Genomic DNA, 17402 nt, shown 5'->3' with positions numbered 1-17402 from the left:
TACAAATCGTTTCAATTATTGAAATGCCATTTCAGTTCATGTACATAGATCCGCATTCGCGTGAGATATCTTTTGCCGTCTCCCTGATCCGTTTGATGAGATGTTCCGTTTTTTCCGGCTGAAAGGTATCCCCCGGTATCGCAATCGTCAACGAGGCTATCACCTTCTCCGTATGGTCCCGGATCGGTGCCGAGATGCCCAGCGTGCCTGTCACGTACTCGCCGTAGCTAACGGAATACCCGCGCTCGCGAATCTCATGCAGTACTTGCCGCAGTTCGCTAGCATCTGTAATCGTTGCATCCGTATAGGGAGCCAATGTGAGCTGGCGCAGCATTTCTTCTTGCTCTTCTCGTCTCATGTACGCAAATAACAGTCGTGGACCTGAGCCCGCGTAGAGTGGCGTGCGCAGACCGATACGCGTAAACAGCCTCATCGGACGGTCCGTCTCGACCCGTTCTACATATACGGCCTCTCTCCGCTCGCGGACTACCAGATGGATGACTTCGTCCAGTTCGTCTCTCAGCCTTGCCATGTGCGGCAGAGCCAATTTTCTTACCTCGATCTGCTCTTGGACCAAATTGCCTAACGCAAGCAAGCGAAGCCCCAATTGGTAAAGTCTGTCTTCGTGCGCGAGGCTGCTGCGGGTAATGAAACCTTCTTCCTCCAAAGCTTTTAAAAAACGATAGGCAGTCGGCTTTGATAGGCCAGACATTTTCGCGATTTCTGCGAGCGACAGCTTAGGCCGTTCCAGACTAAAGTACTGCAGCAGCTTGAGAGCCTTCCCCACACTTTGGTTCATAGCTGCTACTGCCCGCTGTAATCGTAAAACCCGATGCCTGATTTGCGGCCCAATCGCCCCGCTTTGACATATTTGATCAAGATCGGGCAAGGACGGTATTTTTCCCCGAGTGTTTTGTACAAGTACTCCATATTGCGCAGCCGCGTATCCAGTCCAACCAAGTCAGCAAGCTCCAGCGGTCCCATCGGATGGTTTAACCCGAGCTTCATCGCCTTGTCGATGTCGGCTGCCGAAGCGACTCCTTCCATGAGCATGTTCATCGCTTCATTCCCGATCAGGCAATTCATCCGGCTCGTGACAAAACCCGGGAATTCGTTCACCTCGACCGTTTCCTTGCCCAATCTGGCAGACACTTTTTGAGCCATCCATACTGTCTCATCGGATGTGTCCAGCCCGCGCACGATCTCAATCAGCTTCATTTTGTGAACAGGATTGAAGAAGTGCATCGCTACACATTTATCCGCTCTCTTGGTCTGAGCCGCAATTTCAGTCGGACTCATGGTAGAGGTGTTAGTGGCGAGAATCGTATGTGGCGGGCAAAGCTCATCTAGTTGTTTAAATATTCCGACCTTTACTTCCATTAATTCAAACGCAGCTTCTATGACGATGTCCGCCTCTTGCACGGCCTCTTCCATATTGGTCGTGTAAAAAAGATTTTCTATCGCCTGACTGGCTTCGTCGGAGGTGATAAAGCCCCGCTCCGCACTTTTTTTCAGCTCTTTCTCGATATGGACTTGAGCTTTTTCTACAGCCTCGCTGTGCACGTCCTGCACATGCACACGAAAGCCTCCCAGCGCTGCTACATAAGCGATCCCTCTGCCCATCGTTCCTGAGCCGATAACAGCAAAGTTTTGCATTCGCGTTCCCCTTTCCAGTTGCGAAGTGAAATGGTGAAAAATTCTGTCTTTATCATCTGATTTTCTCTGTTCAAATGCTATGTATAGATTGAACAAAAATGACTGCGAAAGACTGGCCCCGCCCTATACACTTTTTCCAAGTCCCGCTAGAATGCAAAAAGGCGAGCTATGCCCGCCTTCGATCTTACAAAATCCAAAGATCACGCTTCAATGGCGTCAGCAATTCATAGCCATCCTCAGTGATCAAAATGGGCATCGATGTGGACGATCCCAAACGGTTTATCCAGTGCCCGGTTGATTCCGCGCAGTACAGGAATCGTCGTGGAGTGGTCCCCGCCAAGCATGGTTAACAATTTGCCCGCCTTTACGATGGAGTAGGCGGTCTCTTCGGCATACCGAAACATTTCATCCCTTTGTTCCCCGGAGACATCCCCCAAATCCAACACGTTGCATTCCGAAAGATCTTCCCAATGCTCCGTTGTAGGCGGATTGGTGTAGGTGATTTCACGGATAAGGAATCCCGAAAACAACGACGTCCGCATCTTCCATCCCGATGCTGGAGCGATTTAGTCCGGCCCAAATGATATTTTTCTGGATCATCTGGTCAACCGTTTTCATGTTAACTTCCCCTTCCGAAAGTTTATAAGTAGAGCCCCCAAATTACTGGGGGCGTGTGGTATCAGGCAGATCGATTAGCATTCTCTTTTTTCGTTTATCAAAAATTATTCAGCCCGATATAATTTACTAATCAAGGTTCTTTCTTCAATTCGCTCACGATTTGGTTCATACCCGATCCCCGGTGTACTTGGGACGGTTATCATTCCATTGTCTACCGCTACCTCTGGATCAATAATGTCCTCCTTCCAGTACCTCGAGGATGCAGCCGTATCTCCCGGCAAAAGAAAGTTTGGCAATGTCGTAATCGCCACATTGTGCGCTCTTCCTATCCCTGATTCCAGCATCCCACCGCACCAGACAGGGATTTGATGAACTTCACACATATCGTGAATCTTTTTCGCCTCTGTCAGCCCACCAACACGCCCAATCTTTATGTTGATGACTTTGCAGCTTCCCAAATGGATGGCTTTCCGGACGTCATCCACGGAGTGAATGCTTTCATCCAGGCAAATCGGGGTCTTTAATCTCGCCTGCAACTGTGCATGATCAACAATATCGTCGTGTGCCAACGGCTGCTCAATCATCGTCAGGTTATACTCATCCAGAGCTGCTAAACGATCAATATCTTTCAAGGAATATGCGCTGTTCGCATCAGCCATCAATGGAATATCCGGAAACCGTCTTCTCACTTGTGCGATTACATCAACATCCCAACCAGGCTGAATTTTGACTTTCATCCGTTTATAGCCTTGCTCGAGATTTCGTTCAATCAGACGAAGCAGCTGATCGACAGTTTCTTGGATTCCGATGCTTATGCCTACCTCTATCTTCTCTTTTTGTCCACCTAATGCTTTTGCCAGTGGAATTCCTTTCTGTTTCGCGTACAGATCCCAAATCGCGCCTTCCAATGCAGATTTGGCCATGTAATTTCCTCGGATATGTGCAAATCGCTCGGAGACTTCATCCGGATGCTTGATCGGCTCTCGGAAAAGCAGAGGGATTAAAAAATCCTCCATGATATGCCAGTTGGTTTTTACTGTTTCTTCTTTATAAAGAGGATCTAATGCTGCTACAGACTCCGCCCAGCCTGATATGCCGCTCTTTGACTTTATTTCTACCAAAATAAAATCTTTATCGTAGTCCGTGCCTAAACTTGTGGTAAAAGGGTGTAACAATTGCATTTTTACATGACGCAATACGATGTGCTTCAGTTCCATTTTATCCCCTCCTCTTTTTTTGCATTACATAATAGTGAACAGTGTCTCGGTCGTCTTTATTCGAAGATTCACTCTTGATAAAATCAATCACTTTCCAGCCTTTTTGAAAATAGTAGATAAAAGCTGCTCGCGTTTTCATACGCCACAGGACAGCCAAATCCAAATCATGATCCTTTATCTTTTGAAAACCTCCAGGAACAGGAACGAACAACCGATCGGAGCGCTGGTCCAAATTACAATCAACCTTCACTGGAACTGGGAACCCGTCATCATTTATTTCACTCCTGATCACGTTCAGATGCCCCAGTAAATGGTCCTGATTCCATCTATGATTCGAAAGCTTCTGAATGACATGGTCGTCTTGAATCCACCACTCCACTAGAAACCTGTCTGATGGAACTCCTGCATTCAGGATATCCGTCATTTCTCCATAACAATTCTCGATATACGTAGAGCAAATACCCCCCAGCTTTTTCATATTCAAGTTAGCGTTAACCGTTTCCAAAGGATCAAAGGTCCATGTAATCAGGTCGTATCCTTTTTTGATCGCCTCTATGCGTTGTGCCAGCTTTAATTTCTCTCCGATTCCACTGATCCTGAAATTTGGATGAATACCAAGGGTATGCGAGCAGAGATACGTCTTTTGGCCGTTAAATCCGGCAAAGCTGTACTGAAATCCAATGAGTTGATCCCCGATGTAGGCACCGAGAACCATGCCTCCATTTTTCACTGCTGTTACTGCATGAGACACAGGAACCGGGTCATCGTCTCCCCAGATGAGTTTTTCAAGGTCTCTGACCTCAGTCAATTCTCCAATGGAATCGATGAGCCGAATGGAGAGACATGGTGCCATTTCAATTTTCTCCAATGAATAGATCTCCTTTCCTTTCACTCGGTGAAGAAATGGCTGCTTCCAGTAACGCGGTAGTCAAAATTTTCGTTCCGTAGACGAGTGCATCCAATCGAAATGACATATGGGGATGGTGAAGTCCCGGCCTTAAATCACTGCCTAGACCGATCATCGTCGCTGAAAGATCAGGATTTTCCAGCGCATAAAAGTGGAAATCTTCCCCACCTTGAGTGACGCACGATTCTGCCAGGTTTTCGGGTCCTAGTACCTTGGCGATCGCACCAGCTGCCAGCTTGATCATCTTGTCATTCAATGTTGCGGCAGGAGAGTACCCATCGCTTTCCCATTCGATGCTGGTACCTGTTAATGCGGCAACCGTTTCCATCGTGTGGACGGTTTTCTCCTTTAACTCAGCCATTCCTTCATTCGTTTGGGCACGCATGTCTAATGTAAATGTGGCTTTATCCGGAATGATATTAGAGCTCTCCCCGCCAGCATGCAATTGTGTCATCTTCACAGAGAAAGGGTCGCCTGCTTGAAGGCGGATCCCTTGGAGGGCTTGAATGAGGAACGATGCAGCTTCTATCGGATTTTTTCCGTTTTGCGGCCGGGCCGCATGAGCTTGCAGTCCCTTGATCACTCCTCGAATCGATGTGGAAGCACCATGTAATATCGCTGGAGCAGCTTTACCATAAGGGACTTCCATTACGGGACGCAGATGTACTCCCAACAACATTTTCACATTGTTCAGTGCCCCGTCCGTAATCAATTGCAGTGCTCCCTCACCCTTTTCTTCCGCTGGTTGAAAAATAAATCGAACTGTTTTGTAAGGCCGTAAGTTGCCCGAGGCCAGGGCTATCGCCGTATGCAAAACCATCGTGCTGTGCGCATCGTGGCCACAAGAATGGTTCGCTTTCACCACTCCATCCACATCTTGCACAAGAGCGTCCATATCCGCTCGCAGGGCCACTACATCACTCGTCTCTCCTTCAATCTGTGCAATCAGACCGTAGTGACCTTCAAATTGTTGAACGGAATAACCAACTTCCTCTAAACGATGAAGCAAGTAGTCCGAGGTCCTTTTTTCTTCCCAGCTTGGCTCTGCCAGTTCATGTAGATCACGATATGTTTGAATAATGCGCTCTTGGTTTTGATTCAAATAATCGATTGGCGTTAAAGTACTCATCGGTAACTCCTTATGATTGATTAACTGACGATGATTTCATCCGTAGATTGATTCAACTTTTTTCGTCCATATCTGAAATAGTAATACAGATAGCATGCGAGCATAAAACCAATCCCGATGAAGAATGAGGTGCGCTGTGTCGGGTCATACACGGTAAATCCAAAGATGAACATGCACATGAGAATACACAGGATGGGAACGATCGGGAAGAAGGGGACGGCGAACTTTAAGTCCTCCACCTTTCCGCCGCCGCGGATATATTGCTTGCGGAAATTGTACTGTGCCCATGCGATGACGGCCCAAGCAACCGTACCCCCAATTGCAGCGACAGAATACAGCAGAATGAATACTGTTTCGGGTGCGATCAGGCTAGACAGTAAGGACAACAGCGCATAGCCCAGCGTGACAAGCAGCGCATACAACGGAACTCCTCTTTTCGTCAACTTTGAAAAAACTGAGTGTGCCATTCCTTTTTGCGACATCGAGTAGAGAATGCGTGTACTGACAAAAAGACCTGAATTTCCTACCGACAAAAGAGCTGTCAAGATAACAAAATTCATAATATCTGCAGCATAAGGGATGCCAACCATATCGAACACAGTGACAAACGGGCTTTCCATCAAACCGGCTTCCTTCCAGGGGACGATCGCCGCCAAAACAAACATGGCCGCCACATAGAAGAGCAACAGGCGAAAGACGATGTTTCTGATTGATCTGGGGATATTTTTTTCTGGTTCTTCCGTCTCCCCTGCGGCAACACCAAAGACTTCCGAACCTTGAAATGCGTATACGACGGTCATCATGGTAATGAATACGCCGGTAAATCCATTGGGGAAGAGCCCCCCCTCACCAGTGAAATTGGAGAGAAATGGTGTAGGCCGATCTGCCATGCTCATGAACCCGAAAATAGCGGCTCCACCTACGATGATAAATAAAATGACAGCAACAACCTTAATACCTGCAAACCAATACTCCGTCTCCGCAAATGCTCTCGTGGTGAGTGCATTTAATGAAAAGAGCAAAACGACAAATAGCGCACTCCAAATCCAAACGGGTGTATCTGGAAACCATCTTTGCATCAGGATGCCGGCTGCCGTAAACTCTGAGCCTACCGTGGTGCCCCAGCTCATCCAATAGACCCACCCTACCGTAAATCCTGTGGCTGGACCAATAAACTTGGTTGCGTGAGCCTGAAAGGAACCGGAAACGGGCATCACCAACGATAATTCACCGAGGCAGACCATAACGAGGTACATCAGAAGACCAGCTACAAGGTAGGCAATAATAGCTCCCCCTGGTCCAGCCTCGCCAATCGTATAGCCTGAACTTAAGAAAAGCCCGGTACCGATTGTTCCCCCTAGAGAAAGCATGAACAAGTGCCTGCTTTTCATTGAACGCTTCAATTGCCCGCCGTTTCCTTGCTCTGTTGACATAAGATCCCCCCACATTAACCATCTTTTGTAAGCGCTTTCAACCAAAGGCTTGTACCTATCCGAAATCCTCCCCGCTGGTTGTTCCGCGGAGAGGATGGATGGCCTTTTCTCACTTGGCCGGCAATGGCAAGACTTCTTGCAATGCTTCCTGGACAATCAAGTGGAAATGATGCACGCAGTTTTCCGTCAGCGAAAATCTGCCTTGCGTATAGGCGCCGGTATCCAAACCTTTCTGTACCAATTCGCAAATATCGAGGTCTTCTTTGCGAACGTCGAGGTCTATGGCGAACAAATCTTCTTCTTCTTTGGTCATCGTCTCGTTCATCAAGAACGTCGTATACACGTACTTGGTTGTTTTGTGGTCAATCGGAATCGATTGGTGGATCGACAAATTTGCTGGTCCCGGGTCAAAGGAAAACCACATATTCGGATACAGCCAGTAATATCGGCCGCCTTTTCCCAATTCATATTGATCTCCTGTGATCCCTTTGAGTGGGACACCTTGGTAGACATACTTTTCCATAATGCTGACTTCATAGCTGTCCATGTTTACCTTTTTCATCAATGATTTATGGACCAGCGGACAGTGATCGCATTCCAGGTAATTATCGATTCCCACTTTCCAGTTCGATCGGCAAACAGTCTCGACCACTCTAACCTTTTTCAAATTTTCCAGATGAAGCTTCTCAAAGCCTTCAAAAAGACCCCCGAATACCTCTGCCATCTGCTTTGCGTTAGGATCGAGATTGACGAAGATAAAGGACGCCTGGATTTCCAAGCGTATCTGTTTCAGGCAAAAATCCTTGTGATCGAAATGTTCAACACCCTTCATGTTGGGGGCCTTGTTGAGTTGGCCGTCTGCGTGGAATGTCCAGGCATGGTACGGACAGGTGAACACGCTTTTGTTGCCTTCCCCCTCGACCAGCTTTGAGCCACGATGGGTACATACATTGTAAAACGCTCTGACGACCCCGTCGTTCCCCCTCGCGACAATGATCGGCTTGTCGGCAACCTCTGCCGTAATATAGTCGCCAGGTCGCTGCACTTGCGTGACATGTCCGACATACTGCCAGGTCTTGCTGAAGATCTTCTTTTTCTCCACTTCCAGAACGTCCGGATTTGTATACAGCCATGCCGGCAGGGTGAATGCCTCACTTAATTTTTCGCTAACTCTCACATCTGTGTGCGGCAATGCCAATCCCTCCTCTCATCGGGTAATGTTGTGAATTCATTTTATAATAGAAATGTTCTGAAAACATATGTGTAAAATAAACAAAAATGGCGTGATGCAGGCTCACCGATTTGTTCAATCCGCTTCCCCGATTTGATACTTCTGCATTTTGCGCAAGACGGTCGCTTGATTGATTCCCAGAATACGGGCCACTTTCCTCGATGTCCGATATTGTTTCCAGGCGAGCTGCACGATTTGCTTCTCCACTTCTTCCACCGCTTCCCTGATCGGGACAAGCTGTTTGACCGACACCGCCTTTTCACCGGAATATGCGGTATGCCGAATATAGTCAGGCAAATCCTCGACTCCGATTCTGTTGCGTTCCACCGTGACGACCAACCGTTCCATCAGATTTTCAATCTCCCTCACATTTCCGGGCCAATGATAGGCGAGAAGAGGTGGAAGCGCATCCGTATCCAATCGGACGTTTCGGCCGAATCTGCCATTGTAATCCTGCAAAAAATGTTCGATCATCAGTTGGCAATCTTCCGGGCGATAGCGGATGGCCGGGATCTGGATCGGGATCACGTGAATGCGGTAATACAAGTCTTCGCGAAAATCCCCGGTCTTCACCATCTGTTTCAAATCGCGATGGGTAGCTGCGATGATCCGCACATCCGCTTCGATTGGACGTTTCCCCCCTACTTTCGTGAACCTCTTTTCCTGGATCACCTGGAGGATCTTCACCTGCAGAGATGGCGGAATTTCAGCGATTTCATCTAAAAACAACGTTCCTTTGGCAGCCGACTCAACCAGACCGGTCTTCCCCCGTCTTTCCGCGCCTGTAAATGCCCCCCCTTCATACCCGAACAATTCAGACTCAAGCAGATTACCGGGGATCGCTCCACAGTTGATATGCACAAAGGGCTCATCCTTGCGCAGGCTGTGATCGTGAATATGCTTGGCGAGGGCTCCTTTCCCGACCCCTGTCTCCCCCAAAAGAAGAACTGTGGAATCGACAGCCGCGATCTTTTGGGCAAGCTGCAAAATATCGGTCATGACCTTGCTGGATGCGATGATCTCCTTGCCATCCGTTTTGCCGCTGCGCAACTGGTTTAATTCATCCCGGTAATAGCCGATCAGCTCTTCCGCTTCTTCCAGGCGTTTCTGCAGCTCCACAAGCTCGGTGACGTCCCTGACGTTGCTGATAATCCGGTAAAGCTCCCCTTGCTCATCCAGAACGGGGTTGGCGGTTACAATAAACTGTTTTCCGTTCACGATGATTTTACCTGTTTGGGTTTTCTTCGTTTCAATCACTTTCGGATTCACCGAGTGGATGATGTCGCCTTCTTGTTCCAGTTCGAAACAGCTTTTCCCGATATAGTAGGCGGGAGGTTTACCGGTGGTCCGCTGGCACGCTTGATTGACGTACAAAGTAACGCCGCTTCCGTCGGCAACATAGATCTCATCAAATGAGTGGTCAAAAATGAGCTGCAGTTCTGCTTTTCCGGATCGCAGCATATGGTGGAGACGCTCAGCCATTTCCACTTTTGCCAGGAACCGGACAGGCTTCTCTCCCTCCATCAAAAGACAGGAATGTGTAGCGTCACGGTAGAGGTGTTCCACCTCATACTCTGCCAACGACTGCCACTCTTCCATTTGCATGCACTTTGCTTTTTGCAGCGGAAGAGCGGCGAGAGGAGTGTCTTCCCGCTGCTCCAGCATGGCTTGCAAGATGGTTTCAGTCGTAATCACTCCAAGAAATGTACCGTTTCCGTCTCGGACGAGAGCCGCAGCGGCTTTTCTGTTAGCCAGTCCCCATCCGGCTTCAATAGCCGGCACATTTCCATCGAGGATGACGACTTCTTCCCGTATCGCATTCCCAAGCAGGTTCATACTTCTCACCTCTTTACAGTTTGGCTGCCAATTCAAATCCTTCCAAAATGGCGTTTTCGGCCGTGCGGGGAGCCAGGCAATCGCCGATCCGGTAGATTTCCTTGCCCAGCTCTTTCAATTGATAGTACAGATCGGTTCGCTGGATGTAGCCGGTCGACATCACTACGCCATCCACACCATCAATGGCATAAAGTTCATAGTTGAATATATTATAAAATACGATGGAACTTCCGTTCACTTCTTGTATACGGTAATGAGGCGTCATTTTCACCTGTTTGCTGTACAAATTACCGAGATACACGTCAAGCAGATATTTTTGCAATTTTTCGCCGACGATATGCGTGCCTGACACGATTTCTACCTCTTTGCCCTGATCGGCCAGATATTCCGCAACACCGACACCTGCCCAATCCCCTTTCCAGTCGTACACGACGACACGCTGTCCCGGGTCAACCAGACCATTCAGCACATCCTCGACGGAATAGATGTTGCCTTGGTCGATTCCACCGATCTGCGGGTAGTAGGGATCGCTGCCTACCGCCAAGACGACCGCATCGGGATTTGCATCGGTGACGACCGACTTGTCCACCGCCGAATGGAGATGGACGTGCACGCCGGAGAAGTTCAGTTCACGCTTTAGGTTTAGAATCAAATCACCGAATTCGCTGCGGTTCGGCGCTTTGATCGCGGTGCGGACAAGCCCGCCCAGTTCGCCCTCTCTTTCGTACAAATGAACTTCATGCCCCCGCTGGGCGGCGACCACCGCGCACTTCATACCGGCGGGACCGCCGCCGATCACCATTACTTTCTTCGATTTTTCCGCCCGGGGAAGCTCCGCGTATTGAAGTTCCCGTCCGGTGACCGGGTTTTGGATGCAACTGATCGGCAGACCCAGCTCCATGTGTCCGATACAGGCCTGATTGCATCCGATGCAGTATCGGATTTGCTCCATTTTTCCCTGATTCGCTTTATTCGGCATATGCGGGTCACAGATCAGCGCCCGCGTCATTCCCACCACATCAGCCTGCCCATTGGCCAGAATCTTGTCCGCGATAACCGGATCGTTCACCCGCAAATTCATGAAGATCGGCGTTTTCAACTGTGTTTTAAACTGTCCGGAGACCGGAGCGAAAACGCCGGGTTCGACAGGGGCAGGCGGCGCGATAAAGACGGCAGCCGTCTCGGTCGACGAGTGTCCCCCGGTGATATTGAAATAATCCAATCCCGCGTTCTCTTCGATGTACTCGCAAATCTGCAGGATTTCGTCAGTCGCCAATCCCTGTTCAGCCAAATCGTCTCCGGAGAGCCGCATGCCGACGACAAAGTCGTCACCGACTGATTCCCGAACCCGCTGAATGACTTCTATGGTAAACCGCATTCTCCCTTCAAAACTGCCCCCGTATTCGTCCTCGCGGAGATTGGTTCCCTGCGACCAGAACTGGTTGAACAAATAGCCATGCGATGCCACCAGCTCGACGCCGTCCAACCCGCCATCTTTGACGCGTCGCGCAGCCGAAGCGTATCCGTCGATGATTTCTTCGATTTCTTCTGTTTCTAGTTCTTTGGGCATGTTTTTAAACCGGGCGGTGGGGATCGCTGACGGAGCGACGCCAGGAAATCCCGGAGGGCCCGATTCGTTCACTTCCCTTCCCGGATGAAACAACTGGACAAACATCTTGGTTCCGTATTTATGGACGGCATCCGCCAACTGATGATAGTACGGGACGATCTCATCCGTATAGGCAACCAGCGTGTCTGCCGTGAAATAGGCGGTGGGATGAATCGCGTTGGCTTCCATGACAATCAGCCCCGCTCCCCCTTTTGCCCGTTCCTCATGATAGGCGATCAATCGGTCGTTTGGCAAACGGTCCTCCACGAACGTAGTCATGTGACCTGTGCTCATGATCCGGTTTTGCAAAATGAGATTTCCCACTCTTACAGGTGTAAACAAAAATTGAAATTGGTCCATTTCGCTGTTCCCCCTCGTCTCAATCGGTATGTTCGTCGATGATTTCCGCTATGTCCTTGACCACCATTTGTTTTCCCGTCAGATTGACCCCTTCTTCCAGCATGATCGTGCAAAACGGACAGCCGCTGGCGACGACTTCCGCTCCTGTCGCGACAGCTTCCTCGACGCGGATGGTGTTGATTTTTTCCCCTTGCCTGTTTCCGCCCCAGATCGCGGCGCCGCCAGCCCCGCAGCAGAAGCTTTTCTCTTTGTTTCGCGGCATTTCCGTTACCGGAGCGCCACCAGCTGCTTGGAGCACTTTTCGCGGTTCTTCGAATACTCCGTTATGTCTGCCCAAATAGCACGGATCGTGGTAGGTGATTGATTTCTCCAGCTGCCTCGTCAGCGTCAATCTCCCTTCCTCAATCAGCTGCCACAAGTATTGGCTGTGATGGACGACTTCAAAATCGCCCCCGAACATCTGGTACTCTTTGCCGATGCAGGTAAAACAGTGCGGGCACGCGGTGAGAATTTTCTTTGCGCGGTGCTCGCGCAGTGTCTTGATGTTGTGAATGGCCAATTCTTGAAACAGCGCTTCATCTCCAGCGCGGCGGGCCAAATCGCCTGTACAGCGCTCCTCTTTGCCCAGAATGGCAAAGTCGACCTTCGCTTTCTGCAGCACGCGAACGATTGCCCTGGCAATATCTCTTGCACGTGGATCAAAGGCAGGCGCGCACCCTGTCCAATAAAGGATTTCCATCAACCGACCTCCTCCTCTTTTTCCGCTGCTGCGACTGTGACTGAAAGCCCCTTCGTCCAATCCGTTCGTGTGTAGCCGGGATTTCCCCACGGATTATGGTAGTTTTGCAGATTGGATAAGGTGTGCTCCATCTCCGGTTCCAGCGCGTTTTCAGCGATCAGTCCCTGGCGGAGCGAGACAATCATGGGCACATGCCTGATGGAGACTGGGCATCTCTCCATGCACGCCCCGCACGTGGTGCAGGACAGGAGTTCCTCCTCGCTGAAGCCTGCGAGCTGCTGATCCGGCTGGTGCATCTGATCACGCAGCTTCATCACGATGCTTCGCGGTGCAAGCGGCTTTCCGCTCCCTGCTGCCGGACAAACCTCATCACAGCGGCCGCACTCCGTACAGGCGTCCAAGCTCAAGAGCTGGGAGAATGTAAAATCTTTTGGCATCCTCCCGCCCAAGCCCAGATTGCCTGCCGCTACTTCCTCCATCGACTGGTTTGCGAGATTGAATGCCGGATTCACGTCCGTTTCCGTGAGCGGTCCGGTCAGAATGATATTGATCGGCGCCACAAAAATATGCAGCAATTTTGTAAAAGGGATCATTGCGATCAGCGCGAGGGCAACGATCATATGAAACACCCACATCCCTACATAAAGTGGTTCCGAAGACGGCCCCACCCCCCACGCCTGCAGGAGCGCGGCAAGCGAAAACCCTACGAACGACCAGCCGCCATGACTGGGAGTAGTGATGGCCAGCCGAATCGCTTCCAGCACGAAACCGCTGATCCCAATCACAAGCATGAGAAGAAGCATGACGCGGTCGGCCGTTGTGGTCCGCAGACGGGCGATTTTGCCCAGCGGCAGCCGGTTGACGATGGCCAACCCTACGCCAATTACGAACAGCACGCCAAACAAATCCAATGTCAGCTCGTAGAGAAGGTAGAACCATCCCCGCAAAATAGGAAGCCCTAAATCGTAATCGAAAAAGACGAGTACCGTTCCGATAAAAAGGACAACCATCCCAGCACTCAGAAGCATGTGCATGCGGCCGCTCTTTTTTTCCTCTCGGATCCGCTTCTGGCTGATGATGGCAGAGACCCGCTCCAACAGTACCGTTTTCACCCTTTTCCATGTGAGAGAAGATGGTCTACCTTTTTTCCAGAGCTGGTAGCGGCGGTAAAATCCATATCCGAATAGAAACAGGCTGATTGCGCTTGCGGCATATAAAAGAATTTGAACGCCAAGCGGCACTGCCCAAAAGGTATCGCGATAGATCTCCACGCTATCTCTCCTTCCTCCACTCCTCCAGCTTCTCAAGCAAAAGCTCTGCCGCCTTTTGGGCTGACTCTGTCACTACTACTTTTGCATTTTGCTCTTTTTTCTCTGTCCGCGAACCGCCCATCATCATTTTCATTCGGGCCGCCAAAGGATTGCCTCGCGTTGGCCCTCTCGCTGGGGGCGCTTCCTTCGCCGGTGCTGGCGATGCCTTTGTTCTCGGTTTGACCTCGGACAGCTTTTCAAACACGATCCTCCTGTCATTGACTTGGTGCTCTTCGGTGGAAAAAGCGACCTTTTCCAATGGGATTTCCCTGTTCTTGAGATAGACTCTGCTCAGCCGCGGGACGTAGGAGACGGTTTCATGCCGGGACAGAGAGAGAACCGCCGGCAGCGTCACCAGAAACGTTCCCTTGTATCCTTTTTGATACGCGGTTTCCACCGTTACTTGTGTGCGGTCCGATTCACATGCGATTTTCTCTACTCCTCCCATGTGGGCGTATTGAAGCAATTCCGCCAGCCAGGCTCCTGTAAACGAATGAAACCCGTCGGATTGCATGTGGCTGCAAAGTACGATTTGCGGCGAATACCTCTGGATGAGCGAAGCCAACTGCGCGACTCTTTGCAACGGAGCATCCAAAGCTGGGTACGGGGTACTCGCCAATACGGCGCGGCTAACACCGACAAGCGAGAGGGTGGAAAACAGGGCCTCATCCATTTCCGTACCTACCACGATCACGGTCAGCTCCGTGCAGTGTTCCTTCGCCAGTTCCTTTCCTCTATCCAACACGCTCAGATCGAATCGGCTGATCACCTGGGCCTGACCATCTAACGCTTCCGTTTGCAGGTCGTACCGCATGATGAGCGGATCAGCCGTCACTTCCAAAATGGCCACGATGCTCAAGAAACCACCTCCAGTGTCTCCGTCTGCATCTCCAGAAGGAATGGGATCACTTTCTCGAAGTCCATGGCAATCACCAATTCGGCATTCTCCGTAATCGGAGCGTTTGTCTCGGGATTGATCACGACGAGATGCTTGACTTCTTTTATTCCTGCGAGGTGGTGAGGCGCACCGGATATTCCGATCGCCAGGTAGATGTGGCATGCGATATTTTTTCCGCTGGCTCCGATGCGAAACTCCCTAGTGATGAGCCCACTCTCATCCGCCACCTTACTCCCTCCGATCGGACAGTTCCACTTTTCAGCGAGCTTTTGAATGGTTCTCATGCCTTCCTTGGTGACTCCCCGTCCCACACCGATGACGAAATCAGCTTCATGCAGAGAGAGCTCGCTCCAGTGAATCGGCTCCACTTTTTGCAGGACAATGCGCGGCTGTTCGCATCGGCAAGAAAACGGGACGATCTCCAGCTCCTCAACCGGCTGTTCCAGCTTCTCCAAAGCATCCAGCGAAATCGTCAGAATGGACATTGCCCCGCCCTCCAGCGTAAATAGGGCGTGCACATTCCCGCCGTATGCCTTTTTGCGCAGCTGCAGCTTGCCCTTGGATTTCCCGTAGTCGACAATCTCCCCCAATACACCTGCTTGAAAGCGGATGGACAAGCGGGCGGCCCACTCATTCCCCAAAGAATTGGCTGCGAAAAGCAAATGGTCCGGCTGTATGGCAGCAAGCAATTGCGAAAGCCCCTGTAGGCTCGGTACAACGTCCGGATGGCTGCCATCGTCCGCCTCCAACACGTACACTTTGCGGATTCCGTATCGTTTTAAGCGGCCAATCTCTTCTTTTGCCTCCCCACTGACAACGGCACAAGGCTTCACGCCGGTTTGTTTGCTGAATCGAACCGTTTCGGCTGCGATTTTGAGCCCTATATCCAAAATCTTCCCTTTATCTGTTTCGACCCAGCTCCACACTTCGTTTATGCCCATCAAACAAACCACCTTTGAATTTGTTTGTCTATTTTGAATTGCAAGTTTTATACCAACAAACGGACATGGTGATATCAATCCTCTGATGTAGGGCCATCAAATCTTATGATGCATTGGTGCTTCACTTTTAAAGGGAGAATGGACAGAAATGCATCTGTTTCTTGCATGCATAAGCTGACGCATAAATGCTTCGATCGAAGCAGAAATGCATCGTCCATTTGTACAAAAATCAGCTACAATGATAAGAGTCGCCATACCCTCGAAAGGAAGGACGGATTCCTGATGAAAATTCTGGAGCATATCGCCCAGGAAATCGCTGTAAAGACAACCGAAATCTTGGGATACCCGATCAGCATTACAGATAAGGAAGGGTACATCATCGGATCAACAGACCGTACCCGACTCGGGATTTTCCATCAGCCGTCACTAGAAGTACTAAAGAACAACGGCCTCGTGACCTGCTATGCCCAGGAGGAGCCCAAAATCTTGCCCGGCGTTTCCGTTCCCCTGATGTTTAGCAACAAGCCCATAGGCGTCCTTGGAATTGTCGGTGATCCTGCAGAGGTAGAAAAGTATGTGCAGCTCGTAAAAAACCAGGTGGAAATGATGTGCCAGGAAGCCTTTCGCAAAGAAGTGCTCGAGCTGGAATCCAAGATGGTGGAGGTGTTTGTTCAACAAATCATCCATTTTGAGAACGATGCCAACACGGACCATATTTTGCAATACGCCAAAACGCTTGGCTACGATCTGGATATAAGCCGTGCGTGCCTCTTGATCGACGTCGACATCGACATGAGCTCCCTGAACAGCAGCTCCAATGTCTCCGACCGATTCTCCTTGCCTTATTTCCAGCGCGAAGCACTCGATTTTCTCAGTCTGATCTTCCGCGAAACGAAGGACGACATTGTTTCGTTCTTGAACGTGGAACGGTTTATTATTATAAAAGCTTTCCGCTCGAATGAGGCGCATCTCGCATTTTTGGACAAGCTTAAACAAAAGCTGGAGAAACTAAACAAATTCTTGGAATCCAAGTATACGTTCTCCGCTTCTATTGCGGTAGGGGATTTGAAATTAGGAATTCGCGGGATCGCAGAGTCATACCGGAATGCATCCAAAGCAATGCAGGTTGGCAAGCGCGGCAATCCATTGCCGAAAATCTACCTCTACGATGATTGGGATATCACGCTCCAGCTCCTGCCAAAAGAATTGGCCCCAGATCTGCGCAGGAAATTGACTTCCATGATCCAGCCGCTGATCGATCAGGACAATTTTGATGTTTTGGTATCCACCTTTCTCGGTTACTGCAAGCACAACATGAATGTGAGCGAGACATCTCGAAACCTGTTCATTCACCGAAATACGATCATTTACCGACTGGAGAGAATCAATGAATTGACCTCTCTGAACTCCGGCAATTTTGAACATTGCATGCTGCTTTATACAGCGATACGCCAGTATGAGGAGACAACTCATGCATAAGGAAAAGAATCCCCCCGGTTAATTCGAGCGGGGATTCTT

The 17402-nt window shown here is 50.0% G+C and carries 15 protein-coding genes; 1 reads left to right on the top strand and 14 read right to left on the bottom strand.

Features of this window, described 5'->3' with window-relative positions; all coding sequences use genetic code 11:
- Positions 1-31: 31 nt before the first annotated feature.
- From ACIFQN_RS25475 to ACIFQN_RS25410, 14 genes are all read right to left on the bottom strand, one after another.
- On the bottom strand, positions 32-799 hold the full coding sequence (locus tag ACIFQN_RS25475; RefSeq protein WP_429835833.1) for an IclR family transcriptional regulator: 768 nt from the start codon (positions 797-799) through the stop codon (positions 32-34).
- 5 nt (positions 800-804) lie between these two features.
- The gene (locus tag ACIFQN_RS25470) at positions 805-1656 is read right to left on the bottom strand and encodes a 3-hydroxyacyl-CoA dehydrogenase family protein (protein ID WP_429835832.1); all 852 of its coding nucleotides are present in this window, start codon (positions 1654-1656) and stop codon (positions 805-807) included.
- A 236-nt stretch (positions 1657-1892) separates the two neighbouring features.
- Complete coding sequence (locus ACIFQN_RS25465) at positions 1893-2198, bottom strand: arginase family protein (RefSeq protein WP_429835831.1); 306 nt, start codon at positions 2196-2198, stop codon at positions 1893-1895.
- A 180-nt stretch (positions 2199-2378) separates the two neighbouring features.
- Positions 2379-3491 (bottom strand): o-succinylbenzoate synthase, encoded by a 1113-nt coding sequence (gene menC, locus ACIFQN_RS25460; protein ID WP_429835830.1) that lies wholly within the window; start codon positions 3489-3491, stop codon positions 2379-2381.
- A 1-nt stretch (position 3492) separates the two neighbouring features.
- The gene (locus ACIFQN_RS25455) at positions 3493-4359 is read right to left on the bottom strand and encodes a GNAT family N-acetyltransferase (RefSeq protein ID WP_429835829.1); all 867 of its coding nucleotides are present in this window, start codon (positions 4357-4359) and stop codon (positions 3493-3495) included.
- Positions 4346-5527 carry a M20 peptidase aminoacylase family protein gene (locus ACIFQN_RS25450; RefSeq protein ID WP_429835828.1) on the bottom strand — a complete coding sequence of 394 codons (1182 nt, stop codon included), beginning with the start codon at positions 5525-5527 and terminating at the stop codon, positions 4346-4348. The genes ACIFQN_RS25455 and ACIFQN_RS25450 overlap by 14 nt, the downstream gene beginning before the upstream one ends.
- Positions 5528-5547: 20 nt before the next feature.
- On the bottom strand, positions 5548-6960 hold the full coding sequence (locus ACIFQN_RS25445) for an amino acid permease (RefSeq protein WP_429835827.1): 1413 nt from the start codon (positions 6958-6960) through the stop codon (positions 5548-5550).
- Positions 6961-7069: 109 nt separating this feature from the next.
- Positions 7070-8152 (bottom strand): aromatic ring-hydroxylating oxygenase subunit alpha, encoded by a 1083-nt coding sequence (locus ACIFQN_RS25440; RefSeq protein ID WP_429835826.1) that lies wholly within the window; start codon positions 8150-8152, stop codon positions 7070-7072.
- Positions 8153-8266: 114 nt separating this feature from the next.
- Positions 8267-10027, bottom strand: coding sequence for a sigma 54-interacting transcriptional regulator (locus tag ACIFQN_RS25435; RefSeq protein WP_429835825.1), 1761 nt, complete (start codon positions 10025-10027; stop codon positions 8267-8269).
- 13 nt (positions 10028-10040) lie between these two features.
- Entirely contained in the window at positions 10041-11996 is a 1956-nt protein-coding gene (locus ACIFQN_RS25430; protein WP_429835824.1) for an FAD-dependent oxidoreductase, read from the bottom strand.
- Between the two features lie 19 nt (positions 11997-12015).
- A complete protein-coding gene (locus tag ACIFQN_RS25425) occupies positions 12016-12735 on the bottom strand; it encodes a (Fe-S)-binding protein (protein ID WP_429835823.1) in 720 nt (239 codons plus the stop codon).
- A complete protein-coding gene (locus ACIFQN_RS25420; RefSeq protein ID WP_429835822.1) occupies positions 12735-14006 on the bottom strand; it encodes a 4Fe-4S dicluster domain-containing protein in 1272 nt (423 codons plus the stop codon). The genes ACIFQN_RS25425 and ACIFQN_RS25420 overlap by 1 nt, the downstream gene beginning before the upstream one ends.
- A gap of 1 nt (position 14007) precedes the next feature.
- The gene (locus ACIFQN_RS25415) at positions 14008-14895 is read right to left on the bottom strand and encodes a hypothetical protein (protein WP_429835870.1); all 888 of its coding nucleotides are present in this window, start codon (positions 14893-14895) and stop codon (positions 14008-14010) included.
- Between the two features lie 5 nt (positions 14896-14900).
- Entirely contained in the window at positions 14901-15884 is a 984-nt protein-coding gene (locus ACIFQN_RS25410; protein WP_429835821.1) for an electron transfer flavoprotein subunit alpha/FixB family protein, read from the bottom strand.
- A gap of 282 nt (positions 15885-16166) precedes the next feature.
- On the opposite strand from ACIFQN_RS25410, the gene ACIFQN_RS25405 reads away from it, so the two are divergent.
- Positions 16167-17363: a CdaR family transcriptional regulator gene (locus tag ACIFQN_RS25405; RefSeq protein WP_429835820.1), complete on the top strand. Its 1197-nt coding sequence runs from the start codon at positions 16167-16169 to the stop codon at positions 17361-17363.
- Positions 17364-17402 lie beyond the last annotated feature (39 nt).

The sequence above is a fragment of the Brevibacillus sp. NRS-1366 genome (assembly GCF_050467985.1).
The sequence above is the reverse complement of the archived record's forward strand: the minus strand, read 5'-3'. Positions and strand labels throughout refer to the sequence as shown.